The sequence below is a fragment of the Alkalibacterium gilvum genome (assembly GCF_900109085.1).
Taxonomy (GTDB): domain Bacteria; phylum Bacillota; class Bacilli; order Lactobacillales; family Carnobacteriaceae_A; genus Alkalibacterium; species Alkalibacterium gilvum.
On the sequence record NZ_FNYW01000007.1, the window covers coordinates 23,238 to 49,804 of the forward strand.

General features: G+C 36.7%; 25 protein-coding genes and 1 pseudogene. 12 read left to right on the forward strand and 14 right to left on the reverse strand.

Features of this window, described 5'->3' with window-relative positions:
* Positions 1-109: 109 nt before the first annotated feature.
* Positions 110-1,570, reverse strand: a complete 1,461-nt coding sequence (locus tag BMX83_RS03630; protein WP_091633521.1) for a TrkH family potassium uptake protein — start codon at positions 1,568-1,570, stop codon at positions 110-112.
* 11 nt (positions 1,571-1,581) lie between these two features.
* Complete coding sequence (gene trkA, locus BMX83_RS03635; RefSeq protein ID WP_091633524.1) at positions 1,582-2,934, reverse strand: Trk system potassium transporter TrkA; 1,353 nt, start codon at positions 2,932-2,934, stop codon at positions 1,582-1,584.
* A 173-nt stretch (positions 2,935-3,107) separates the two neighbouring features.
* Here trkA and BMX83_RS03640 point away from each other — a divergent pair, with 173 nt between their 5' ends.
* The gene (locus BMX83_RS03640; RefSeq protein WP_091633527.1) at positions 3,108-4,496 is read left to right on the forward strand and encodes a TrkH family potassium uptake protein; all 1,389 of its coding nucleotides are present in this window, start codon (positions 3,108-3,110) and stop codon (positions 4,494-4,496) included.
* Positions 4,497-4,508: 12 nt separating this feature from the next.
* On the forward strand, positions 4,509-5,177 hold the full coding sequence (locus BMX83_RS03645; RefSeq protein ID WP_091633529.1) for a potassium channel family protein: 669 nt from the start codon (positions 4,509-4,511) through the stop codon (positions 5,175-5,177).
* Positions 5,178-5,240: 63 nt separating this feature from the next.
* On the opposite strand, the gene dnaB is transcribed toward BMX83_RS03645, so the two are convergent.
* The 12 genes from dnaB to dnaA form a co-directional block, all read right to left on the reverse strand.
* Positions 5,241-6,611 (reverse strand): replicative DNA helicase, encoded by a 1,371-nt coding sequence (gene dnaB, locus BMX83_RS03650; protein WP_091633532.1) that lies wholly within the window; start codon positions 6,609-6,611, stop codon positions 5,241-5,243.
* Between the two features lie 188 nt (positions 6,612-6,799).
* Entirely contained in the window at positions 6,800-7,252 is a 453-nt protein-coding gene (gene rplI / locus BMX83_RS03655; protein WP_091633534.1) for a 50S ribosomal protein L9, read from the reverse strand.
* A gap of 21 nt (positions 7,253-7,273) precedes the next feature.
* Positions 7,274-9,271, reverse strand: coding sequence for a DHH family phosphoesterase (locus tag BMX83_RS03660; protein ID WP_091633537.1), 1,998 nt, complete (start codon positions 9,269-9,271; stop codon positions 7,274-7,276).
* Between the two features lie 159 nt (positions 9,272-9,430).
* Positions 9,431-9,664, reverse strand: coding sequence for a 30S ribosomal protein S18 (rpsR, locus tag BMX83_RS03665; protein WP_091633539.1), 234 nt, complete (start codon positions 9,662-9,664; stop codon positions 9,431-9,433).
* Between the two features lie 26 nt (positions 9,665-9,690).
* Positions 9,691-10,215, reverse strand: a complete 525-nt coding sequence (gene ssb, locus BMX83_RS03670) for a single-stranded DNA-binding protein (RefSeq protein WP_091633542.1) — start codon at positions 10,213-10,215, stop codon at positions 9,691-9,693.
* A gap of 54 nt (positions 10,216-10,269) precedes the next feature.
* A complete protein-coding gene (gene rpsF / locus BMX83_RS03675; protein ID WP_091633544.1) occupies positions 10,270-10,569 on the reverse strand; it encodes a 30S ribosomal protein S6 in 300 nt (99 codons plus the stop codon).
* Between the two features lie 199 nt (positions 10,570-10,768).
* The gene (gene gyrA, locus BMX83_RS03680; RefSeq protein ID WP_091633547.1) at positions 10,769-13,273 is read right to left on the reverse strand and encodes a DNA gyrase subunit A; all 2,505 of its coding nucleotides are present in this window, start codon (positions 13,271-13,273) and stop codon (positions 10,769-10,771) included.
* Positions 13,274-13,334: 61 nt separating this feature from the next.
* A complete protein-coding gene (gyrB, locus tag BMX83_RS03685; protein WP_245746620.1) occupies positions 13,335-15,251 on the reverse strand; it encodes a DNA topoisomerase (ATP-hydrolyzing) subunit B in 1,917 nt (638 codons plus the stop codon).
* Positions 15,252-15,282: 31 nt separating this feature from the next.
* Positions 15,283-16,404, reverse strand: a complete 1,122-nt coding sequence (gene recF, locus BMX83_RS03690) for a DNA replication/repair protein RecF (RefSeq protein WP_091633552.1) — start codon at positions 16,402-16,404, stop codon at positions 15,283-15,285.
* A gap of 2 nt (positions 16,405-16,406) precedes the next feature.
* The gene (gene yaaA / locus BMX83_RS03695; RefSeq protein WP_091633555.1) at positions 16,407-16,637 is read right to left on the reverse strand and encodes a S4 domain-containing protein YaaA; all 231 of its coding nucleotides are present in this window, start codon (positions 16,635-16,637) and stop codon (positions 16,407-16,409) included.
* A 288-nt stretch (positions 16,638-16,925) separates the two neighbouring features.
* Positions 16,926-18,065: a DNA polymerase III subunit beta gene (dnaN, locus tag BMX83_RS03700; RefSeq protein WP_091633557.1), complete on the reverse strand. Its 1,140-nt coding sequence runs from the start codon at positions 18,063-18,065 to the stop codon at positions 16,926-16,928.
* Positions 18,066-18,254: 189 nt separating this feature from the next.
* A complete protein-coding gene (gene dnaA, locus BMX83_RS03705; RefSeq protein WP_091633560.1) occupies positions 18,255-19,589 on the reverse strand; it encodes a chromosomal replication initiator protein DnaA in 1,335 nt (444 codons plus the stop codon).
* Between the two features lie 538 nt (positions 19,590-20,127).
* Between dnaA and rpmH the strand changes: the two genes are divergently transcribed.
* The 10 genes and pseudogenes from rpmH to BMX83_RS03755 form a co-directional block, all read left to right on the forward strand.
* Positions 20,128-20,268, forward strand: a complete 141-nt coding sequence (gene rpmH / locus BMX83_RS03710) for a 50S ribosomal protein L34 (protein ID WP_091487056.1) — start codon at positions 20,128-20,130, stop codon at positions 20,266-20,268.
* 109 nt (positions 20,269-20,377) lie between these two features.
* Positions 20,378-20,728, forward strand: a complete 351-nt coding sequence (gene rnpA, locus BMX83_RS03715; protein ID WP_091633563.1) for a ribonuclease P protein component — start codon at positions 20,378-20,380, stop codon at positions 20,726-20,728.
* A 54-nt stretch (positions 20,729-20,782) separates the two neighbouring features.
* A complete protein-coding gene (locus BMX83_RS03720; RefSeq protein ID WP_336622026.1) occupies positions 20,783-21,628 on the forward strand; it encodes a YidC/Oxa1 family membrane protein insertase in 846 nt (281 codons plus the stop codon).
* A gap of 72 nt (positions 21,629-21,700) precedes the next feature.
* Positions 21,701-22,606 carry an RNA-binding cell elongation regulator Jag/EloR gene (jag, locus tag BMX83_RS03725; RefSeq protein WP_091633566.1) on the forward strand — a complete coding sequence of 302 codons (906 nt, stop codon included), beginning with the start codon at positions 21,701-21,703 and terminating at the stop codon, positions 22,604-22,606.
* Positions 22,607-22,641: 35 nt separating this feature from the next.
* Positions 22,642-23,232, forward strand: coding sequence for a hypothetical protein (locus BMX83_RS03730; RefSeq protein ID WP_091633568.1), 591 nt, complete (start codon positions 22,642-22,644; stop codon positions 23,230-23,232).
* 156 nt (positions 23,233-23,388) lie between these two features.
* Positions 23,389-23,733 (forward strand): hypothetical protein, encoded by a 345-nt coding sequence (locus BMX83_RS03735; RefSeq protein WP_091633571.1) that lies wholly within the window; start codon positions 23,389-23,391, stop codon positions 23,731-23,733.
* A 15-nt stretch (positions 23,734-23,748) separates the two neighbouring features.
* The gene (locus BMX83_RS03740) at positions 23,749-24,009 is read left to right on the forward strand and encodes a hypothetical protein (protein ID WP_091633574.1); all 261 of its coding nucleotides are present in this window, start codon (positions 23,749-23,751) and stop codon (positions 24,007-24,009) included.
* A 16-nt stretch (positions 24,010-24,025) separates the two neighbouring features.
* A complete protein-coding gene (locus BMX83_RS03745) occupies positions 24,026-24,316 on the forward strand; it encodes an ArdC-like ssDNA-binding domain-containing protein (protein ID WP_091633576.1) in 291 nt (96 codons plus the stop codon).
* 26 nt (positions 24,317-24,342) lie between these two features.
* The gene (locus BMX83_RS03750; RefSeq protein WP_143059483.1) at positions 24,343-25,458 is read left to right on the forward strand and encodes an ImmA/IrrE family metallo-endopeptidase; all 1,116 of its coding nucleotides are present in this window, start codon (positions 24,343-24,345) and stop codon (positions 25,456-25,458) included.
* A gap of 243 nt (positions 25,459-25,701) precedes the next feature.
* Positions 25,702-26,567, forward strand: a pseudogene (locus BMX83_RS03755) (IS1380 family transposase); the annotation flags it as partial.

Here is a 26,567-nt window from a genome sequence, read left to right on the forward strand (position 1 = left end):
TCACTTTGTACTGTATCCTATAATTTTACAATCGATCTCTTTTTATTACAAAGATAACAGCTTAAAACGCATCAGACAGCGAATGTTACTGCTATCTGATGCGCTATTTTTATGCACGTTTTCGCCATATACTTGGTGAGAATAATATTAAAATCGGGAATATTTCTAAACGTCCCATAATCATAGCTAGAGATAATATTAATTTATTAAAAGAATTAAAAAAAGCGTATGAAGAGTCCGGCCCTACAAGCCCTAGACCCGGTCCAATATTATTAAATGTAGCAGCTACTGCACTAAATGCTGAGGTAAAATCATCAAGTTGAAAGCTGATAAGTAAAAGCAATAAAACAAAAATACCAACATAAACAATCAAATAGTTTGCGATTGCCTTTATCATATGACCCTCAACTGGCTTATTTTCGAAATGTAGACTCACAATACGGTTGGGATAAGCATTTCGTTTCAACTCAGAAAATGCTGTTTTAATTAGTATTACTATCCGCGAGACCTTCATTCCTCCGCCTGTCGATCCTGCCATCCCACCTACAAACATCAGGAAAATTAAAATCATTTGAGAAAACAAAGGCCAGTTATTAAAATTATCAGTAGAAAATCCAGTCGTTGTCATAATAGAAATTACACTGAAAAAACTGTGCCTTAGTGCTTCTAAGCCGTTGTGGTATGTTTCGGATGACAGAGTTAACTGAGTGGTAATCAATATGATTGCTCCGGTTATAAAGCCTAAATACCATCGTAACTCCTCACTCTTGAATGCGTCTTTAAAATGACGGGTAAAAATCAAGAAATATAAGTTGAAATTTGTTCCAAATACAAGCATTCCTATTCCAAGTATAAGCTCTATCATAGCATTATTATAAGGGGCAATACTACCATTTTTCATACCAAAACCACCCGTACCAGCTGCCCCAAAGGCATGAATAAATGAATCAAAGATAGGCATTCCAGCTATTATCAGCAGTACAATCACAACAGCTGTGAATATTAAATACATATAATAAAGTATACGAGCAGAATGCGAAATCCGAGAAACGATTTTTCCAAATGTCGGACCAGGTACCTCCGCTTTCATAATATGTACTGTTTCAGACTCCATCTGTGGCAGAACAGCTAGCGCAAATACCAAAACCCCCATTCCACCAATCAGATGAGTAAAACTTCGCCAGAAAAGACTTGAGTGCGCTAAAGTTTCTACATCTGTTAAAATACTCGCCCCCGTGGTTGTAAAACCACTAGCCGTCTCAAAAAAAGCATCGATCAACGAGGGGATGTCTCCATTTAACACAAATGGTAATGAACCGAAGAACGACAGCAAAAGCCAGGATAATGATACAATAACAAAACCTTCCTTTGCATAAAAAGTCTTCACTCTCGGTATTTTTTTAGTAAACATATAACCGATACTCCCTGTGAGCACGGCAATGACCAAAAAACTTGCCGAATATCTCATCGGCTCTCTATATAAAAGGCTAACAACTAAAGGGACAATTAAAAGTATCGCTTCAATCTGAAGCAGTCTCCCTAAAGTGTAAGCGACCATTTTTTTATTCAAATTACCCCACCCTATGCTAAAATATCCTCAATATTCTCGAGTGATTTTATTGTTGTTGTTATAATTACCTGATCACCCGATTCGATCGTATCACTCCCGCTGGGATAAATAAGTTTGTTATCCCTTACTATATAGGCAATCAGTAAGTTATTTTTCATGTTCATGTCCTGAATTCTTTGATGCGTTACTTTAGAATTTTCTGGTACTCTAAATTGTATGGCTTCAACTTGGTTATCGGCAATCCTAAACAAAGCCTCAACATTGGACCCGTCATTGGAATTAAGTGACCGTACAAAACGTATGATTTCATTTGCGATTAATCTTTTAGGTGTCACAATGGACTGCAAGCCAACATTGTCCAATAACTTCAATAAATCTGTACGACTTACCTTCGTTATAACCTTTTTAGCACCTTCTGATAAAGCAAAAAGAGAAATTAGGATGTTCTCCTCATCTACCCCAGTCAAACTAATCACCGTATCATAAAGCTCAATGCGTTCTTCTTTAAGAAACTCCTGGTCTGTTCCGTCGCCTTCGATGACAACGGTTCGTGAAAACTGGCAGCTCAACTCTTTTGCTACGTTATGATTTGTTTCAATAACTTTTATTTCCATACGCATTTCCGAGAGCATATCAATAAGATAATGGGCCACTCTTCCTCCACCAACAATTAAGGCAGACCTTAATTTCCCTTGCTCCAAACCACATTTTCTATAAAGTTTGGTCAAATCTTTTTTACCACCTGTAACAAAGATATGGTCATTCTCTTCAAGCTTTGTATCACCACTTGGTATGAAGACAAAATCGTTCCGTGAAATGGCACAGACATTAACATTATCAAATTTATGTTTAAATTCGCTCAAATAAGTGTGAGCAAGTTGACTATTTTCTGACACATTTATTTCTACAATATTTACCCGACCGTTTGCAAATTGCTCGACACTTAGAGCTTCTGGATACCTTATAACTCGCGTGATATCCTTAGCCGCTTCCAATTCAGGGTTAATCATCATAGTAATGCCTAAGCCTTCTCGCATGAATCCCATATGATTAGCATATTCTGGATTTCTGACTCTGGCAATTGTATACGTGGCTCCTAGCTTCTTGGCTATAATAGCAGCTATAATATTTATCTCATCTTCTGGAGTTACGGCAATAAAGATATCGCATTTCCCCACATCTGCTTCTACTTGGGTTTCATAACTCGCCGCATTTCCCGCGAGTCCTGTGATATCAGTTTTTGAGATTACACGCTCAAGTCGCCATTGTTTTTTTTCAATCAATACAACATCATTATTTTCAAGTGAGAGTTCTCTACACAAGGTTTCTCCTACCTTACCTCCACCAGCTATTACAATCTTCACATTAAGAGCCTCCTTACGTCCTTTGAGTTCCTTTAGAACCTCCATTCATCATAGCAGAAAAAGATTTATTTTCAACGCTCTCTAGGTTGTTTTTAACCCTGTAATCAAGTAAACTTTATCTATTCATGATTTTAAAAATCTGAATCTTTTTTTATCTATGAAAGGTTGTTTTTATGATTAATAAAATACGTCATTTTTCTAACTGGCCCATCCCCATAAAGATAGTTTTCAGTTTTGCTATTGTTATTGTCTTGGGGTCGCTTTTTCTTGCCTTGCCTATCAGCCAGCTTGAATCATCGGAAGCAACTTATTTTGATCATTTATTTGGTGCTATTTCAATGGTTGCGGTTACTGGTTTAGCAACCGTCCCAATAGCTGAGACTTACAATATTTTTGGTCAAATTATTACGCTAATCTTGATTAAATTAGGTGGTTTAGGTTTAATTACGATTGTTTCGGCTATCGTTATGCAATTCGGTCGTCAGGTAAGTATGAGAGAAGAAATCACTTTACAGCAAGCTTTAAATAGAAGTGATATGAAAGGATTTCGACACTTTTTACTTAATGTTGTCAAATACACAACGTTATTTGAAGCCCTCGGTGCCCTTTTGTTTATGTTTAAATTTGTTCCACATTTTGGCTGGGGGGCAGGCATTTTTAATTCTATATTTCTATCTATCTCTTCATTTAACAATGCAGGTTTTGATAATTTAGGAACAGTGAGTTTACAAAATTTTGTCAGTTCACCAATTATAAATATTGTTGTCCCTCTCTTGATTATTCTCGGAGGTATTGGTTTTTCTGTATGGTTTGATGTTGCCAAGCACTTTAAACAATTCAGTGCTTCTAGAAGCTGGGTCGACTTTAAAGGAACTTATCGAAGGTTGAAACTTCACACCCGTCTCGTCATTAAATGGTCTTTAGGATTGATCCTGTCAGCCGGCGTTATCTTCACTTTAGCTGAATGGACTAATCCTCAAACATTAGGTTCATTGGACTTTTCTGGTAAAGTACAGGCCATTTTCTTTCAAGCTGTTACACTTAGAACAGCAGGTTTCAGTACACTGAATTTTTCTGAATTCCATATATTTACACTTATTACTTTCACTGTCTTTATGTTTATTGGAGGTTCTCCCGGAGGAACTGCTGGGGGGGCAAAAACGTCTACTGTCGCTCTTGTTGTTAAACTTATGATTGCAGAAGTTAGAGGTTTAACAAATGTGAACTATAAAAAAAGAACATTGGAAATGGATATTATTAAGCGTGCTTTAGTTATCGTTGTTATGTTTATTCTACTCAATTTCTTTGCATTGGCTTTAATAACTATATTTGATGAACAGATTCCAATGCAGTATCTTCTCTTTGAAACGGTCTCTGCTTACGGTACTGTCGGTTTATCTGCCGATTTGACTGCGTCTCTTTCTAGGCAGAGTCAGGTTGTCATTATGTTTTGTATGTTTATTGGAAGAATCGGACCGATTACAATCTTTACAGCTTTAGGAAATAGAAATAGAAGAAATAAAGATATCCGCTATGCAACAGGAAATATATTAATTGGGTAGGAGTGTTTTAGAATGGTTAAAACTGTAGGAGTTTTGGGACTCGGCGTGTTTGGTTCCACCATCGCTACTGAACTTGGCGAACAGCATTATGACGTTATTGCCGTTGACAAAGACTTAGTCGATGTGAATCGTGTAGAAGAGTATGTGGTCCAGGCGGTCCAAGGTAATTTTACAGATATTGAGTTACTTAGAAGTATTGGTTTTTCTAACTGTGAAGTAGTTGTAATTGGTACGGGCTCAAACCTTGAGGCAAGCGTCATGGCAATTATGAACTGTAAAAAGCTTGGTATTAAGCGCATTATTGCTAAAGCTAAAAATCGAACACACATGGAAATCATGCAAGAAATGGGTGCACACGAAATTATCCGACCTGAAAAACAAATGGGAGATAAAGTCGCTCGAAACATTATGCGCAATAACATTTTGGATGTCATCACACTTGATGATGAAAATTCAATCATTGAATTTACTGCTCCTGAACGCTGGATAGGGCGTAGTTTAAAAGAAATGGACCTTAGGAAGAAATATAAAATCAACGTAATCGGTATGAAATCTGATCCAAATGGAAAACTCGCTATCAACGTTCCCCCTGAAGAAAAAATCAAGCCTGGGAGCTTTATTGTTGCGATAGGTAAACCAGAAACCTTTGAGCATTTAGATTATACAGACCAATTAAAATAAAAAACAGTAGCCAACGCTTAAATAGTTGTTGGCTACTGTTTTATTTTGCTGCATTTATATTATTTAACCTGGTATTTCACTCTCAGGATAGTAAGATAATGAAGAAAATTTGTTATATTCTTTAATGAATAGTAATTTTATTGTTCCCCTTGCTCCTGAACGGTTTTTTTCAAGAATAACTTCCACTACGTTTTCGTCTGCCGATTCTTCTTCCTCTTCATCGTCTTCACCTCGGTAATAATCTTCCCTATATAAAAAGGCTACGATATCAGCATCTTGCTCAATCGAACCTGATTCTCTTAAGTCACTGAGGATTGGACGTTTATCTTGTCTTTGTTCCACACTACGTGAGAGTTGGGATAAGGCTATAACAGGGACTGAAAGCTCTTTAGCTAGTTTTTTTAGTTGTCTTGAAATTTCAGAGACTTCTTGTTGGCGACTTTCTCGTCCAGTTCCTTCAATCAACTGAAGATAGTCAATAACTATCAAACCAAGATCCCCTTTTTCTTGCTTGAGTTTACGACACTTAGCGCGTATCTCAGCTGTTCGAATACCCGGTGTGTCATCAATATAAATGTTGGCCTTAGACAAACTCCCCATAGCAACAAATAATTTGGTGAATTCTTCTTCTGTCAATTGCCCTGTACGTAAATTCGTTGCATTGATTGTCCCTTCAGCGCATAACATACGATTAACTAGTTGTTCAGCGCCCATTTCCAAACTGAAAATTGCTACATTCTCATCTGTCTTTGTTCCAATATTCTGCGCTACATTTAATGCAAAGGCCGTTTTACCAACACCTGGTCGAGCAGCTAAAATAATCAGTTCATCTTCATGCAGTCCAGCTGTCATTTGATCAAGCATTTTATATCCAGTAGATATTCCTGTGATATCATCATCATTTTGAAAGAGATCATCAATATTATTGATTGTATTTCGTAGTACCGTTTCAATATCTACGAAGCCACTTCTACTTTTCTTCTCAGATACTTCTAAAATTTTTCTTTCAGCTTCATCAAGTAAATTAGGAAGATTATCAGTCTCTTCATATCCCTTTGATGCTATTTCAGTAGCTGTTTGAATCAAATTTCTTAGTATAGCACGTTCTTCAACAATCTTAGCATAATACCCCACGTTAGTTGCAGTAGGCACTGTCGTCGCTAATTCAGTTAAATAAGGGGTACCTCCAACATCTTCCAACTGGTTCCTGGCTTCTAGATTGTTGGCTATTGTAATAACATCGATTGCTTCATTTTTTTCATTCAATTCATTCATAGATTGAAAAATAAGCTGGTGAGCACGGCGATAAAAATCATTCGTTTCTACAAATTCCATAGCTAAAATAATGGCTTCAGGGTCAAGTAAAATCGATCCTAAAACAGATTGTTCAGCTTCGATGTTTTGTGGCGGGAGGCGATTACCTATAATATCCATCTTGATATCTAACTTCCTTTCGTAACTTTCACTGTCTCTATATTGTACCTTACTTGAATTTAAAAGTATACAAGGGAACATATATTCTTTCAATTGTTTCACATGAAACAAAATAAGCTAGCATACTTTTAGGATTCTATCCTTTTGCATGCTAGCTCTAGCTATTTTGCCTAACTTATTATCTATATTTATTTATTTTTAGCTAGTACTCTTACTGTTATCTCTGCTACTACATCTTTATGAAGTTTAATATCCATTTTCTGACTACCTAATGAACGCATAGGTATTGTTTGATTAATTTTTCTTTTATCAACTTTTATATCCAGTTGCTCTTCAATAGCTTTTGCAATCTGTTTCGTCGTTACTGATCCGAATAAACGTCCATCTTCTGCCGCTTTTTCTTTAATCTCTATAGGATTTTTTTCTAATATATCTTTTTCACTTTTGGCTTCTTCAAACATTTCTTTTTCTTCTCTTTTTTGTGCTTTCTTTTTCATTGTTAATTCTTTTTTAGCTGAAGACGTGGCTTCTTTTGCTACACCTTTTTTTATTAAAAAATTTCGTGCATAGCCATCAGACACATTTTTCACTTCACCTTTTTTCCCTGTTCCTTTAACATCTTTTAATAGAATAACTTCCATAGTTTAAACTCCCTCTCTCTTTTAATCTAATTGAGAATGTATAACTTCTTTTAATTCTTCTATTACTTCAGAAATACTCCGGTCATCAATCTGTGTCGCAGCGTTAGATAAATGTCCGCCACCACCCATTTTCTCCATAATGGTTTGAACATTAATTTTTCCCAAGCTTCGCGCACTTATACCTACAGTTTCTTCTGAACGTCGTGTTATGACAAATGCAGCTTCAACTCCAGACATACTTAACATTGTATCAGCTGTTTGAGCAGCTGTCACGGATGGATAAACCTCGTCATTCTTTCCATGAGCAATGGCTACACCATCTATTACGTAATCAAGGGTCTGTATTAGCTCACTACGTTTAAGATAATTCTTAGGATCTTCTTTTAAAAGTCTTTGTATCATAGTGGAATTAGCTCCAACGGATTGAAGATAACTTGCTGCATCGAAAGTACGAGAACCTGTTCTTAAACTGAAGTTGTTTGTATCAACAACTATACCACCAAGCATAGCTGTTGCTTCTATTCGATTAATTGGCTCGCCATCTGTTGATACATATTCAAAGAGTTCCGTGATTAATTCTGCTGTTGATGAAGCATAGGGTTCGATATAAACAAGTAATGGATTCTCAGTGAACTCTTCTCCACGTCTGTGGTGGTCAATAACCATATTACGCTTAGATTTTCTTAACAAACTCGGAGCAATAGAAAGCACTGGTTTGTGGTGATCAACCAATACAACCAAGTCATCTGGATTTATTAATCGTTCTGCTTCTTTAGAAGATATTAAGTTATCATTTAATTGTTTATATTCTTTAATTTTTTGTATCAACTTAGCTACGTCTTTATTAATATCATCTTCATCTATCACTACGTAAACTTCTTTTTTCAACATCATAGCTATACGAGCAACACCAAGAGATGAGCCAACTGAATCCATGTCAGGATTTTTATGTCCCATGACAAAAATTTTATCGCTATCTTTCATCAATTTCTGCATAGCCTGGCTAATCATACGAGAGCGGACACGCGTTCTTTTTTCCATAGGATTCGTTTTCCCACCATAATAACGTGGCTCCTCGTCGACTGCCTTCACGATTGCCTGGTCTCCTCCGCGTCCTAAAGCTAGGTCTAGATTGCTTTGGGCAAGATCGGCTAACTTATCAAAGGGCGCCTCTCCATAAGACAATCCTATACTTATTGTTAGCGGTAAATTACGTTTCGAGGTTCGATCTCTAACATTATCAATAATATTGAACTTATCTTTTTCCAAACGATCAAGCTTTTCTCTATCCAGCAGAAGAAAATAGCGGTCATCAGAGATTCGTTTATAAAAAATCCCGTGTTGCTTCCCCCAGTTGGAGAAATAGGTCGTTAACAGACTATCAAAGCCAGATATGCCTCTGTCATCCAGTCCTTGAGTAATCTCATCATAGTTATCTAAAAATAACCAGCCTACAACCGGGCGTGTTTTTTCGTACTCCTCTGTAGCTGTAGCATATTCAGTGATATCCAGTAAATATAGGGCATTGATATCCTTTTGGAGAGAAACCTTATAAATTTTCTCATTCCATTCCACTAAATTAAAATCTTCTCTTTTATCATTTTCAAAGTAATCAGATAGATTTTGATTCACTTCTTTTATTGGCTCGCCTAATAACTGTTGTTCGGATGGTAGCTGTAATTGCATGTAAGGGTTAATCCATTCAATCTGATTTTCATCATTAAGTAGAATGATTCCCATAGGCATCTTTATTAATGCCTCCTGCTGTCCACGCTTTATCCGATAAGACAAGTTAAGAATGTAATTATTCAGCTCATCATTATATTCATTGCTAAATTGCCATATAATTGCGAGCGTAATGAGAAATAAAATGAGCATCAATACGCCTAACCATATATGAGCAAAGAAGCTGAGCGCCGTCATAACAAATTGAACGGCCACTGCGAATAAAAGCATACGTTTTAAATATGGATGATTCAGTAGTTTAGGAAGATTATCTTCCTGAGACTTATTATTCATATTTTCTCCTCTTAACATCGACATTATAAAACTATTTTTTTATATTTTAACATGTTTAGAAAACTACTTCTATACTTAATACTCTTTAAATGTTTCACGTGAAACATTTAAAACAAAAGAAGCTGTAACAGTATCTCTGCCACAGCTTCTAACTATTTTTTAGTCTTCAGTAACGAATGGCAATAAGCCCATGATACGAGCGCGTTTAATTGCTTTCGTTAATTTACGTTGGTTTTTAGCATATGTTCCAGTTACACGACGTGGTAAAATTTTACCTCTGTCTGAAATGAAACGTTTCAATAAATCGATGTCTTTATAATCGATGTATTCAATATGATTAGCTGCAAAGAAATCAACTTTACGGCGCTTTCTTCCGCCTTTACGTCCAGCCATGTTATAATCCTCCTTTTATACTTGAATCAAAATGGTAAATCGTCATCGGAAATATCGATGGAATCATTGTTTGTATCAAATGGATCCTCATCAAAATTTGCGTAACTGCTTTTAGAGTTATTTTTTGGAGCTTGATTGGTATTCTGAGAATAATTTTTATTATTAGAAGAATTATTAGAAAATCCTGAATTAGAACTTGAGCCATCATTTTGTGCACGTCTTTCAGTGACTGATTTTGGTTCAAGCATTTGGAAGTTTTCACATACAACTTCTGTAATATAAACTTTTCTACCTTCATTATTCGTATAGTTTCGCGTTTGCATACGACCGGTTACTCCTACTAATGATCCCTTACGGGTATAGTTGGAAATAATTTCAGCTGTTTTTCTCCACGCTACGCAATTGATGAAATCTGTTTCTCTTTCACCTTGTGCATTAGTGTATGGACGTTCTACAGCCACGGTAAAGGATGCTACGGCTATTCCACTACCTGTATAACGAAGTTCAGCATCTCTAGTTAATCTACCAACTAGCACGACATTGTTGATCAATCAAGGTTGCTCCTTTCTTAAAAGACAATTAATGGTAATGTTTCACGTGAAACATTAGTCTTCTAGACGAACGATCATATGACGCAAAATATCGTCATTGATACGTGCTAGGCGTTCAAATTCATTGATAGCTGCTGCATCTGAAGTTTGTAAGTTTACTAAGCGATATGTTCCTTCGCGGTAGTCTTTAATTTCATATGCAAAACGGCGTTTCGCCCAGTCTTTTGATTCAGTTACTTCAGCACCATTATCTTTCAAGATAGTTTCAAAACGTTCTACCAAGGCTTTTTTACCCTCTTCATCAAGATCAGGACGGATAATGTATAAAATTTCGTATTTAGCTGATTGACTCATCTTTGACTGTCACCTCCTTATGGACTTTGGCCCCTTCATTTGAAAGAGCAAGGAGAGTATTCTATATAGAGTACTCACTCCGAAGTATTATAGCATGTGCACACACAGAATACAAGGTTTCTTTTCAATATAAACTATAAAAAAAGAGTAGCCCCAAGCAGAGCCACTCCTTTTGTTATTAAACATAAATTAACGTGTGTTATTCTTCTTTGTTCTCTTCATTCTCATTAATGCTCTGTTCACTTTCTTCTAGCTCTAGTTCTTCCTCATCTTCTTCAGGTTCAACTTTGGCTAGTGTTGACACAAATATATCATCTTCCAATCTCATTAACCTTACACCTTGTGTTGCGCGTCCAGTTTGAGAAATGTTTTTCGCATGGAACCGGATAATTACACCGCTTGTAGTGATCATCATGATATCTTCTTCACCATGAACTGTTTTAAGGCCTACTAATGGTCCATTTTTCTCGGTAATATTTACGGTTTTGACCCCTTTACCTCCACGACCTCTGATTGCATACTCTGATGCCGATGTACGTTTACCATAGCCGTTTTCAGTTATCACCAAGACTTCTGAGTCAGAATCAAGTATATCCATTCCTACGACGTAATCCTCGTCTCTTAAGCGTACACCTCGAACACCCGCTGCTGCACGTCCCATACTTCTGACGTCTTCTTCATGGAAGCTCACGGCATATCCTTGGCGTGTTCCTACAACAATATGGTTCGAGCCATCTGTGACAGCAACGTTTATCAGTTCATCATCTTCTTTAAGAACAATCGCACGAAGACCACTCGTTCTAATATTTTCGAATTCACTGAAAGCTGTTCGTTTCACCGTTCCCATCCGGGTTGTGAAGAAGAGATGATCCGATTCTTTCGTTTCGCCTCTTGTACTAATGATTGCTTGTATGCTTTCATCATTGTTAATACCTAAGAAGTTAATAGCTGGTATTCCTTTTGCTGTTCTACCATATTCAGGTATTTCATAACCTTTAGCTTTATAGACTTTTCCTGTATTTGTAAAGAACAGAAGTAGATCATGTGTGGAACAGGTTATAAGCGTTTCAACGAAGTCATCCGTATTCGTTGTCATACCTCTAACGCCTCTACCTCCACGGTGCTGTGCCTTAAATTCAGAGATAGCCATACGCTTCATATAACCATTATGAGAAAGAGTCACTGCTATTTCTTCTTCTTCTATCAAATCTTCATCTTCAAGACTAAGAGATTCCCCGACAAGCAATTCTGTACGGCGGTCATCACCATGTTTCTCTGCAATCTCTTCTAGTTCAGTTGCTATAATTTCATGGACACGCTGAGGATTAGATAGAATGTCTGTCAAATCACTAATCAATGTTAGGAGATCTTGATACTCTCCTTCAATTTTGTCTCTTTCTAGTCCCGTTAGACGGACCATACGCATATCTAAAATAGCTTGTGACTGACGTTGACTTAAGCCAAACCGTTCAATCAGTGCATTTTTAGCAATGTCTGCTGTGTCAGACCCTCTGATAATTGAAATAATTTCATCAATATGATCCAGTGCAATACGCAATCCTTCCAGAATATGCGCACGTGCTTCTGCTTTGCGCTTATCATATTCCGTTCTTCTGCGAATAACAATACGCTGGTGCTTAAGGTATTCAACTAAAATTTCTTTAAGACCGAGCGTTTTTGGTACACCATTCACGATGGCAAGCATATTGAATCCGAAAGATGTTTGTAAAGGTGTCATCTTGTATAAATTATTTAGAACAATACTTGCTGAGACGTCTCGTCTAACGTCAATAACTACTCGAAGGCCATCTCTATCCGATTCATCATTCAAATCAGTGATGCCTTCAATACGTTTATCGCGAGCTAAATCAGCTATTCGTTCTACTAGTCTAGCCTTATTCACTAAGTAAGGAACTTCATCCACGATAATGCGCTCTTTCCCATTTGGCTGAACTTCGATTCTCACTTTAGCTCTTATTTTTATGGATCCTCTACCTGTTTCGTAAGCTTTTCTTATACCAGATTTACCTAAAACCATTGCTCCTGTAGGGAAATCAGGTCCAGGTAAGACTTCCATTAGATCAGCAACGGTTGCCTCTTCATTTTCCATGATTACACGACAGGCATTTATAACTTCTCTTAAGTTATGTGGTGGTATGTTCGTTGCCATACCAACCGCAATACCTGAAGCCCCATTTACAAGTAAGTTAGGGAAACGAGCGGGAAGTACGTTTGGCTCTCGTTCTGATCCATCATAGTTATCATGATAATCAACGGTATCTTTATTTATATCGCGTAGCATTTCCAAAGCCATTTTACTCATTCTTGCTTCAGTATAACGCATGGCAGCAGCGCTATCTCCATCGATTGACCCAAAGTTACCGTGACCATCGATGAGTGGATTACGGAAACTGAAATCCTGAGACATTCGCACCATTGATTCATAAATAGCAGAGTCACCATGGGGGTGATACTTACCCATAACATCTCCGACGATACGTGCAGATTTTTTAAAGGCTTTATCAGGTGTCATTCCTAATTCATTCATTCCATACAATATCCGACGATGTACAGGTTTTAATCCGTCGCGTACGTCAGGTAAAGCACGAGCGACAATCACACTCATCGCATAATCCAAGAAAGATTTTTTCATTTCACTGGATAAATTTATTTTTTCCGTTCGTGCTTCTCTTTCTTCACTCAAGTCATTTCCTCCTCAGACATAAAACTGATTATTTAAACTTTTAAAACTAATTTAGCTTTAATTAGATATCGATATTCTCTACATATTGGGCGTTTTCTTCGATAAACACGCGTCGTGGCTCAACTTTTTCTCCCATTAGCATATCAAACACTAAATCCGCTTCTATAGCATCTTCAACACTGACTTGGAGCAAGCGTCTATTTTCTGGGTTCATAGTTGTTTCCCATAATTGTTCTGCATCCATTTCACCTAAACCTTTATAACGCTGAATAGAGGGTTTAGGCGACGCTGGAATAGACTTAAGGTGTTCTTCTAATTCTTTTTCAGAATCCACATATACCTCTTTTTTACCCTGTTTAATTTGATATAAGGGTGGCATTGCTACGTAAACATACCCTGCTTCAACGACTGGACGCAGATAGCGGTAAAATAACGTTAGTAGTAAGGTTCTAATGTGTGCCCCATCAACGTCAGCATCTGTCATAATAATCAGTTTATGGTATCTGGCTTTATCTATCTGAAACTCTTCGCCAAAACCTGTCCCCATAGCAGTAAAAAGTGCACGTATTTCTTCATTCGCTAAAATTCTGTCGATTGTAGCTTTTTCAACATTTAATATCTTCCCTCGGATCGGTAAGATAGCTTGGAATAAACGAGATCGGCCTTGTTTAGCAGATCCTCCAGCTGAATCCCCCTCAACGATAAAAATTTCTGATTTTTCAGGATCTTTAGAAGAACAATCGGCTAACTTACCTGGTAAATTACTGATTTCAAGCCCATTTTTTTTACGTGTAACTTCACGTGCTCGTTTTGCAGCTAATCGAGCTTTAGCCGCCAATAGAGCTTTATCTATAATTTTCTTACCAATTTGAGGATTTTCAACCAAGAAACGGTTAAAGTGTTCACTAAACAGCCTATCAGTAATGGTTCTAACTTCTGAATTCCCCAATTTAGTCTTGGTCTGACCTTCAAATTGAGGATCAGGATGTTTAATACTTAAAACGATTGTCAGACCTTCTCTAGCATCTTCACCGCTGAGATTCTCTTCATTGTCTTTTAAATATTTATTTCGCTTGGCATAATCATTGATAATACGTGTGAGAGCGGTCTTAAAGCCTGATTCATGCATTCCACCTTCATAAGTATGGATATTATTAGCAAAACTCATGATATTCGTGTGGTAGCCATCTGTATGCTGTAAAGCAACTTCAATCGCAATACCGTCCTGTTCACCTTCAAGGTAAATAGGCTCATCATATAGAACTGTTTTGCTCTGATTCAAGTAATCAACATAGCTCTTAATCCCACCATTGTATTGATATTCTAGACGATTAGGCTCTTCCCCACGCTGATCTTCAATTGAAATAGCTAGCCCACGATTCAAGAAAGCTAATTCACGTACACGCGTGGCTAGTTTATTGAAGTCATAGCTGGTTGTTTCAGTAAAAATGTCTTTATCTGCCTTAAAACGTACAGCGGTTCCTGATTCATCCGTATCTCCTGCTTCATGAAGTTCTTGTACGACATCACCACGTTCAAATGTCATATTATGGATTTTACCGTTTTTATATACGTCCACTTCAAGGAATTCAGAAAGAGCGTTAACAACCGAAGACCCTACGCCGTGTAGTCCTCCTGATACCTTATAACCGCCCCCACCGAATTTTCCGCCGGCATGAAGTATTGTAAAGACCGTTTCTACTGCTGGCCGTCCTGTTTTTTCCTGGATATCTATGGGTATTCCGCGTCCATTATCTCTAACCTCAATAATATCATCAGGTTTGATAATGATATCGATATTGTCAGCATGTCCAGCCATAGCTTCATCAATGGAGTTATCGACGATTTCCCAAACAAGGTGATGAAGGCCTTCAGGTCCAGTGGTCCCAATATACATTCCTGGACGCTTTCTAACAGCCTCTAGCCCTTCCAAGACCTGAATCTGACTTGCATTATACTCTTCGCGTAATTCTTCAATTTCTTTTGGTGTTAATTTATCTTCAGCCACTCTATTCACTCTCCATTTCAATCTGTCCGTTATTAACGGTGAAAATACGTGGTTCATTGAGTAATTCTTTTTTTACTCCATCTAAGCTTGTCGTTGTTAAAAATGTCTGTACTTTGTCTTGAATAGACTTCAATAAATGTGTCTGTCGATCATCATCCAGTTCGCTTAGCACATCATCTAAAAGTAAAACAGGATACTCCCCTGTCATTTCCTTCATCAACTCAATTTCTGCGAGCTTAACGCTTAGCGCTGATGTTCGCTGTTGCCCTTGTGACCCATAAGTCTGAACATTTTTTCCATTCACATAAAACCTTACATCATCGCGGTGTGGACCAGTGAGCGTTGTTCCCCGCTCCAATTCTCTCCGCTCGTTTTTTTCGTACTGTTTAAGTAGATCCTGCATCATCAAATCTTTATCTTTTTCTGATTGCAAAGTCACAGTTGAGGCATATTCCAGCTCTAATTCTTCTTTTTGCTGGCTAATATCTGAGTGAATAGGCTGTGCCCATTTTTCCAGACGTTTAACAAAAGAAAAGCGCTCAGCAAGTACCTCAGCACCTTCTGCCGCTAATTGTTCGTTTAGAATAGACAAGTATGTTTTATCTATTTTTATATTTTTACGATTTTGTTTTAAATAAGCATTTCGTTGTTTTAGAATTTTTTGATATTCCACAAGATGGTACAGATATATAGCACTCATCTGGCCCATTTCCATATCTAAAAACTTCCGCCTCACTGATGGCGATCCTTTTACCAAGGCCAAGTCCTCCGGAGCAAATAAAATCACATTCAAATGTCCGATATAGGCACTTAATTTTTTTTGTTCAAGATGATTCAGCCGGGCTTTTTTCCCTTTTTTTGACAACACTATTTCAAGTGGATAAGATGTTTTACCTGTTTCTACTTTCCCAGTTACCTTAGCAAAATCTTGTTCCCACCCAATAAGTTCTTTGTCATTGGCTGTTCTATGACTTCGTGCCATAGCTAAAACATATATACTTTCCATCATGTTTGTTTTACCTTGAGCATTCTCACCCAGAAAAACATTGATATTTTCAGAGAAATTTACAGCTGCTGATTCGTAATTTCTATATCCTTTTAAAGAAATTTCTTTTAAAAGCATCCTTATTCTCCGTCAGTAATTGCTTTTATTGTGTACGTTCCAAATTCCTCAATTTTAATTGTGTCACCATGATATAATTTTCTGCCTCGACGGTTTTCAAGTTCATCATTGACCCAAATCTTATAATCTAATAGAAATGGCTTGGCCATTCCGCCACTTGATATAATATTGGCATGTTTCAAAAATTGACCTAAATTTATCATTTTATCATCGATCTTAATTGTTTCAGACATTATTTTCGACCCCTTAAAAGTAAAAATATGAATAAACTTTCATTTACACTCGTTTCCTTTCATATTATACCTTAAATATGTGCTTAAAACAAATTTATATAGTAAAATAAGCATTCTAATCGATTTTAATAGATATCTGACTAAAATAGCTTTTTATACTCTAATTAGCTTAGAAATGAATTTTTAATTGAATTTAAATATATCAAAAATAAAATTTGACATAATTTTTTACTCTAAAACAGACAAAAAAGACCCATATGGGTCTTTTTTGTCTGTTTATTAATATGTTTAGCTGGATGTACGAATAGGTGTGATTAACTGAATAAATTCGTTGTTATCTTCACTTGGTACAAGAACGAAAGGACGTAAGGTTGAAATGAGCTTCAATGTCACTTCTACGGGGCCAAATGTTGTTAATGCAGCTTTCAAGTAATCTGGATTAAAGGATATTTCGATATCCTCTCCATTTAATTCATTAAAGATTACTTGCTCATTCACACGCCCGACTTCTGGTGAATTACCGGTTATTTCTACACTATTATCTTTTACTGTGAGCTTGACAACATTGTTTTTACCTTCGTGTGACAGTAAACTAGCTCGTTCGACAGCGCCAAGTAACGTATTAGCTTCAAGTGTTAGTTGTGTGGACGAATTATCAGGTATTAGCCTATTTGTATCCGGATAATTTCCTTCAAGTAAACGCGAATAGAAGTAAGTATCATCTGTTTTAAATAATATTTGGTTTTCAGCTACGATCACTTCAATTTCGTCTAAGCTATCATCGAGTAAACGTGTCAATTCCTGCAAACTTTTACCTGGAATAACTAAATCATGCGAAATATTTTCGGTTCCTTCAATTGGAATAACTCGCTGACTTAGACGATGACTATCTGTGGCAACCGCACTTAATTTTCCTTCTTTAATAGTAAAGTGTATTCCTGTAAGAATAGGACGACTTTCATGCGTTGAAACAGCAATAACTGTTTGTTTGATAATTTTTTTAAGTAAGTTTACAGGTAATGTGAAGGCATCTTTTGTATCTATTTCGGGTAATCTTGGGTAATTAACGGCATCTAATCCATTAATAACAAAAGCAGAAGATGCTGATGTTATAGATGTTTGTACGCCATTGGTTACTTCAACAGTAAATTTTTCATCTGGTAATTTATTAACAATATCGCTAAAGAAACGAGCAGGTTGTAAAACGATTTGTCCAGGTGTATCTATAGAAAGGTCTGCAGATTCATCTGAGACAGTTAAAAGGGTTTCGATGGAAATATCAGAGTTACTCCCAGTCATTTTAATTCCTTCAGAGTCAGCCATCAATTTTATTCCAGTTAAGATTGGAATGGTTGCTCTAGATGAAACAGCTAATTGAACATCTTTTAATTTTTTTAAGAATGTTGCACGATTGACGGTGAACTTCATAGTAATCCTCCATTATTTAATTTAGTAACCTAATACGTATTATATATTAATATAAATACTTAGTAATAGTAGTAGGCCCTGTGTATACTGTGGAAAACAGAAAAAACGTCTAGAAATAAAGCTTTTGCACATGTGAATAAGATGTGGATAAGTCTGTGTTTAACTTAACCGTTTATCCACAGGACATGATTAAAGACTTTTCTTAATTTCTTCGATTTGCTCTCGCATTTCCCCATTTTCTTCTTCATTTAATAATTTTTTTATCTTTTCGTGTGCATGAATCACTGTTGTATGATCTTTACCACCAAATTCTTTTCCGATTTTAGGAAGAGAGGTGCTAGTTAATTCTCTTGAAAGATACATAGCGATTTGGCGCGGAAGTACGATCTGTCTAACTCTTTTTTTCCCTTTTAAATCAGTTAAAGAGATTTGGTAATATTTACTAACTTTTTGTTGAATGGAAGCAATAGAAATATTTTGTTTGCCATCGTTTTTAATCATGCTCTTTAAGGCGTCTGCAGCAAGACTTGTTGTTATGTCATTACGTTGTATCGCAGAGTAAGCTTGGACACGAACGAGTGCACCTTCTAGTTCTCGTATATTTGAGTCAATCTGTCCAGCAATATAACTTAAGGTATCATTTGGTATTTCTAAACCTTCAGCATTCGCTTTTTTACGCAAAATCGCTATACGTGTCTCAAGATCTGGGGGAGTGATATCTACTGAAAGTCCCCACGCAAAGCGAGAAACCAAACGTTCTTGAAGTTTTGGAATTTCATTTGGTAAACGATCACTCGTTAAAACAATTTGCTTGCGGTCATCATAGAGTGCATTAAATGTATGGAAGAACTCTTCCTGCGTTCCTTCCTTGTCAGCAAAGAACTGAATATCGTCGACTAATAATAAATCGACATTTCGATAATTCTGTCTAAATTTTTCTTGCGTACGATTTTGAATAGAATTAATAAAATCATTAGCAAAATTTTCACTGGAAACATATTTTATCCGAGCATTCGGATTGATCTGTAAATACTGGTGCCCGATTGCATGCATTAAGTGTGTTTTCCCTAAACCAACGCCACCGTAGAAAAAGAGGGGGTTATAAATTGTCCCCGGTTCTTCTGCAACAACTAAAGCAGCAGCATGAGCCATTTGATTTCCTTTACCAATAACAAACGTATCAAACGTATATTTACTGTTTAAAGTACTTGATTTATTTTCAGAAGTGAACGGATCAACTTTTTCATTTGTATCTTGCTCCATGAAAGTGGCCTGTTCATCTGCTGTAACAAATAATGGGGAAATTTCTCGTCCTAGATATTCATATAAGTATTCAACAACTTTAGTAGAAAGGTTATTTTTCCAGTACTCTTTATGCAGAGTGGAAGGGACCTCAATTGTGATTGAATTATCAGAGAGTCTGACGAGGCTGGCACTTTGAATCCATGTGTCATAACTAACTTTTGAAAGAGTTTCTTTAAATTTATCCTGAAGATATGTCCAGACTGTATGTATATTATCCATTATTTTCCTCCTCGCCCTGAAGTTACTTTTTTCATTTTATCATGTTTTGAATCAGTTTTCCACAAATGAGAGAAATTGTTAATAAAAATTCCACAGCATGTAAAAAAAGATATCCACAGCAATAAAATAAATGTGGATATACATTTTCAAATAACTATTATTCACATGAAATGTGGATAACTACTATGTTAAATGTATTGCTACAGAGCTTTTTACAACGGTTATCCACAACCTGTATATGCTTGTGTGCAGCTTCAATTAACACCGTGTGCAACTGTGGATATTCTGTGAAAGATTACGTGGATAAAAAATAGTAAAGAAGACTTATACTTCACATGTGGATATCTTTTTGGTATAACTTTTTCTTTTAATTGTGAACGTGGGAGAAGAATGAATAGATTTATAGTGAAATAAACTTGACAAAAAGTGAAATGTTTTCTAAAATAATAGAGTCTGTCTATATAGTTTAAAGTAATAGTCTGATATTGCTTATTATGAGTACAGAAGACATAAGGAAAGATTACGGAGGTGTTTGCCAATGGCACAAGGATTAACATATCAACCAAAAAAACGTAAACGTCAAAGAGTACACGGATTCAGAAAACGTATGAGTACTAAAAATGGACGTAGAGTATTAAAAAACAGACGTCGTAAAGGAAGAAAAAGAATTTCTGCTTAATGACGCTAGGCGACGGAAGCTTCTTGCTGGAATATCGGGTGAGAGCGCGTTGCCTTTTTTTTATGTAAAAAAAGAAATTACTTAGTTAATAGAAAGAGATGGGACATTAATGAAAAAAGCTTATCGTGTAAAAACTGAAGCAGACTTTCAAAAAGTCTTTCATCAAGGACAGTCAATGGCTAACCGCCAATTTGTGGTTTATAGCCTGAATAAAGAAAAGCAAGCTCACTTTCGCGTTGGAATATCGGTTGGAAAAAAATTAGGAAATGCGGTTGAAAGAAATTCAATCAAAAGAAAAATAAGACATTGCCTGATAGAATTCGATCAAAAGGATTTAATTAAAGCTGAACTAGATTTTATTATTATTGCTAGAGCGCCGGTTAGTAGAATGGATTATCATGAAATAAAAAAGAGTCTTTTGCATGTATTGAAGCGAGCTCATATACAGAAAGAAAATTAAATTAGAAATTTTAAAAATAAAATTTAAAGATGTTTGAGAAAAGAGGAGAAGTACGTGAATTTTTTGAAGAAACGTAAGCGATTGCTTTTAGCGCTATCGATGCTAGGGTTAGTTGTTTTTTTATCAGCGTGTGGAACAGATGCAGTAACATCAGAAAGTACAGGTATTTGGGAAGGGGTAATTATTTATAATTTTGCCCGAGCTATTATCTGGGTTTCAAATTTATTTGGTGGAAATTATGGTATAGGGATTATCGTTGTTACAATTATTATTCGAGCATTACTTATTCCATTTACACATTTTCAACAAAAAAATATGCAACAAATGAATGAAATCAATCCTCAAATTCAAGAATTGAGAGATAAATACTCAGCAAAAGATCCTGAAACACAAGAAAAATTAAGGGAAGAACAACAGCGTCTTTATAGTAATGCTGGTGTCAATCCATATATGGGTTGCCTACCAATGCTGATACAAATGCCTGTTTTTATCTCTCTCTATCAAGCTGTTAACCGTACGCCTATTCTAGCAACAGGTGATTTTTTATGGGTGAACCTGGGAGAGCCCGATCCATATTTCCTTCTACCTATTCTTGCGGGGATATTTACACTAGGCAACTCTGTTTTAATGAGTATGGGAAGAGCACAAGCGGGCAATAAGATAATAACTTATGTCATGCCTTTGTTCATTGTATTTATTACTTTGCGCTTATCGAGTGCTCTGGCTCTGTATTTCACCGCTTCAAACGGATTTGCTGTTGTACAGACATTACTCTTCCAAAATCCATTTAAAATGAGAAGAGAACGCCAGGAAAAAGAAGAAAAAGAACGGGAAGAAGAGCGTCAGCGTAGACGCGCATTGAAAAAAGCACAAAAGCAAAGAAGAAATGTGAAGAAATAAAATTCATCTGACTTATGCTTATTTATTTGGTAAAATATAGATGAGTAAAATTTGGAATGGAGGATAGAATTCATGAATGATAAATATACTGCACAAGCTTCTACAACGGAAGCAGCTATTGAAAAAGGACTAAAAGCTTTAGGTATAAATAAAGCAGATGCAACAATAGAAGTCGTACAAGAGGGGAAGAAGGGCTTCATAGGAATTGGACAAAAAGATGCGATTGTTGTGGTAAAAAAGACTAATACTAAAGAAGCTGTTGAGGAATTATTATCTAAAGAAGTGATGCTGGGTGAAGAAGAAACATCAACTATAAAACCTTCCGAAAAACGAGAAGAGAAAAAGACACTAAAAAAAGATGATGCAGCGTTAAATAAAAAAGATACTACAGAGTCTATTGATGAAACAAAAGAAATCAATAAAGCTTCGAGCATGAATGAAACCGAAAAGAATGAAACTAAAAAGGTAGAAGTAACAAAAAAGGAAGATCAATTTAATGAGCAGGATGAAGCGGCTGTTAAAAAAGTTTCAAAATATCTGAAAACTGTCGCTACGAAGATGGGAGTCGATGATGTTTCTGTCAACGTAAAGCGCGATTACAATCGAGTGAAATTCTCGATTGAGACAAAAGATGCTGGCTTAATTATTGGTCGTCATGGAAAAGTTTTGAATAGTTTACAGACCTTAGCACAGATTCAGATGCATCAGGAAGCAGATAATAAACTGTACGCTAAAGTGGATGCTGAGAATTATCGTGATCGTCGTAAAAAGACAGTTGAGCAATTGGCGACGCGTACGGCTGAGAAAGTAAAGAGAACAAAGCGACCTGTTATTTTAGAACCGATGCCTGCACACGAACGTAAGCAAATTCATCGTTATTTAAATAGATTTGGTGGAGTACAAACACATTCAGAAGGTAAAGACCCTCACCGTTATTTAGTAGTCGAACCTTTAAAAGAAGAGGAATTTACGCTTTAAAAATTAAATAAATTATTTAAGAGCTCTTTAGGCCCATGTCTAAAGAGCTCTTTTTGTTGCTGGCCGTTAGTTTAGCTTACCCAAGTCATCTAACAAACGGTCACGTTTTTTCCTTAACGGTTCAAGCAGAGGAAAACGAAGAGAATATAGACAATGAACAGCTGGAAGAAGAACAGAAAAACGATAATCAAGCACAGAATGAGGAAGAAAAGGCTCTGGAAACCGTCGACGAGACTAATGAGAGTCCAACGCTTTATTCCGATGAAACGGGACAACTCCAAGTCCAAACCACTGGCGCTGACTTACAGGCAGATATTTATCTGGTGATTCAAGATGAAGACGGAACAGAACGCACGATTTACATTTTGCCTTACAGCGACAGCAAGAATGATAAACGAGTTACTGCAGGGACTTACACGATTAAAGAGATTTATTTACTGGACAAGGATTATGACGAGACATACGATTTTAAGCATAACGATAAACTGCTTGTTTTTCCTGATGAAAAAGTCTTTTTTGATATTGAAGTGATTGAAGTCAAAGAAAGCAAGCCGAATGCGTTACTAAAAGAAGAGAGCGACACCGTCGATCCAGAAGCGACTGACGTAACAAACGAGGAAGAGTAAAATACAGGCAGCGAACAGATTGAACCAGAGGAATCCGGACTCAGTTTGTCATCAATGGTTGGTATTGGTGCCGTAATTATTGGAGCGATTGGATACACGGCTCTTAAGTATTTTGGGTTTTTAGCTAAATAATAACGAACAGAAAGAGGGACTCTAATGGAAAATTTAATCAGTGAAAACATGAAAGCAAAAGCAATGACTAAACGCGAAACACGGATAGATAAATTGAAACAAGACATTAAAAAAATGAACGCTCAACTCGCTGAACAAGAAGAACTTTTAAAAGAGGAACAACGACGCGTAATTGAGCGTAGCCTGATGAATTTAAATAGAACTTTATCTGTAGATGACAGTCAGCTGACGTTCGATGAAATCATTCAATTTATTGACTTTGTCAAAAACGACAAAGATTTATCTCTTGAAGAAACTAAAGCCATGATCGATAAGATGAAACCCAAAAACGACAATCAAGCCGAACTGTCTCACCCAGCCTATCACTAGAAAGAGGTTAAAACCATGATCATTCCTTGCCAATTACAGCGTATCGAACACGGACGTACCACGCTTTATGACTATAAAAATAAGGAAACGTTTGTTATTAATCTGACGAAACAAGATCAAAACTTTTATACGGAGATGTTAGACGAAGCGACGGATGGCGACTTGCCCGAGTATTTACAGACCGAGAATCCTTTGAATCCCTTTGTCTTTTACGATACAGCATCAAACCAGCTAGTCAGTATGCCCGATGACGATCGATTACCGTTATTTTATTAGAAAGGGGGGGACTTGAATGTCTAAACACACAACAATGATTGATACGTTGACGAAAAAAATGAATGAGCGCCTCAAAGACTACCGAACGAATCCAAAAGACGAATTGGAGCTGTTAAACTACATTCGGACGTTTTATAAGTATTCTTTGAAGAATGCTTTATTGATTGAATCGCAATACGAGGGAGCCATAGGAGTTGCTTCATACAAAGAGCATAAAGAAAAAGGCTATCACGTTCAAAAAGGACAGACAGCCATTCGTGTATTAGCCCCAAAGCTGCAGGACATGTTTATTGATGAAAAAAGGTAAAAAAACCACTTAAATATGCCACGCAAGTGCAAAAACAAAAGATACAGGCTAAACAATTAACCGTGATAAAAAAGGACTTGAGAGGCTATGTGCCTGTTCCGGTCTTTGATATTACACAAACGGATTGCCCAGAGCAGGATTACCCCAATTTATATCCCAATCGTCCGCAAAACTTTACGTTTGAAGGAACTGACCAGGAGTTTAGCCACTTCTACCAAGCGGTTAGAGATTACGCTGACGCGCAACAAATCCCGGTTTCTTATGGCGTGATGAGTGACAGTGTGCGTAAAGGGTACTATGCCCCTCTAAAAAATAAAATCGTCTTAAGAGAGGGTTTAACCAAGCAGGAGCAAGCGAAAGTGTTGTTGCATGAGTTAGCACATGCAAAAATGCACACGGTTGATAAAATGAAAGACAAAGAGAGTGCTTTACGTTCGAGCAGTATCATTGAATATCAGGCCGAAATGACGGCCTATTTGATTAGTTCGTCATTCAACTTAGACACCGAAGATTATTCGACGCGTTATTTAAAAAGTTGGACGTCTAAAGAAGCGATCGAACCAGACGTTTATGTACAAAGCCTGGAAGAGGTGAAAGCCACAACGAAAGATATGATCGAGCAAATTGTAGATCGCTACAATGAGCGACAGTTGGAACAAGAGAATGCCGTTACCTTAACAGATCCTCACGCGTTTAAACACTACATTGATACGTTATACAAACATTATGACCAGGCAGAAATAGTGGTCTTTTTGAATGAACAGATGGCAGTTATTGACAGTACTCTTATTTTTCCAAATTCAGAACAGGGAGGAAAACTACCCCTTATTGTAGATAAAGCCGAGACGTTAGCTAGTCACCATATTGTTTACTTAAATAAAGAGACAAAACTAACAGACGGCCAGGTCTTAGAGGCTTTTACTAAGGCTCCCATGATTCAGAAACAGTTGAGTGAGAAAAATGTAAGCTTAGCCGATTATTTCGTTGCGACAAAAGATAGTTTGCATTCGTACCAAATGAAACAGGTTAACGATCAAAGTAAAACAGAAAAGTCTAGTTTCAAGAAACTGTTAGATCAACCGCAACAAAAAAGAAGGGAGTCTCAAAATAAAAGCCACGTTATAAAACAATTATATAGATAAATATGCATAATGTTTCAACCTTTTACGTAATGAAATAGTTATATTAATAACCTGAATAATACGTAAAATTAACAAAATCTACTAAGAATTGCTTAATAATAGACTAAATTTAAGATCGCATTCCCATCTGTTAAGTGAGGCAAAAAAACCCCCATTCTGCTATGGTAAAGGTGACTAAACCAACCATAAGAAAGAGGAGTTCTTCTCATGGATAGTTTACAGAAAAACAAGTTAAATTCAATCCAAATAGTGCTAGGCAGTAAGCAATTAGCCTCACAGTCAGTCGTCAATCTCAAGATTCCTCGATCGTTTTACTGAAGAGAATATGAAACAATTTCAATCATTGAATCTAGTATTAATTGACAAAGCACGGCTGATTCGCAATGACACCGAGTTAATCATCGATATCGATTCGACTCATTCAGATACCTATGGTCGTCAAGAACAAACAGATTATAATGCCCATTATCAAACTTATGGGTATCACCCTCTCATTGCTTTTGATGGACTAACTGGGGATTTCTTAAAAGCTGAACTACGTTCAGGTAACCAATACACATCCAAAGGAGTAAAGAAGTTTATAGACCCACTGTTTGATCACTACTCTAAGGCTTTGCCTCATACCGATATTTTAGTTAGAGGGGACAGCGGATTCGCCACACCAGAGGTATATGAGTCCTGTGAAGCCAATCATAGTCACTATGTGATTCGATTAAATCGATTAAAGAACAATAGACGCTTAGGTCTGCTGGCTGAACAATCCATCTTGTATGGATATAATCAAAATTGGGAAGAGCGAGAAGTCCAGCATTTTTCACTGTCTTACCAAGCTCAATCATGGTCGAAACCTCGTCGTATCTGCATTCGCTCCGTTCGCAAAGGAGGAGAGCTGCTCTTCAACCATACGTTTATTGTGACTAATCTATCAGAAAATGTTTCACCTAAAACCCTCTTCTCTCTATACAGTAAACGAGAGACAATGGAAAACTATATAAAAGAAGCTAAAGCAGGCTTTTATTTTGACAAAACCGACAGTCCACGCTTCTTAGAAAATCAAGTCAGAATGATGATTAGTGTCCTAGCTTATAATCTTGTTAATTTTCTAAAGA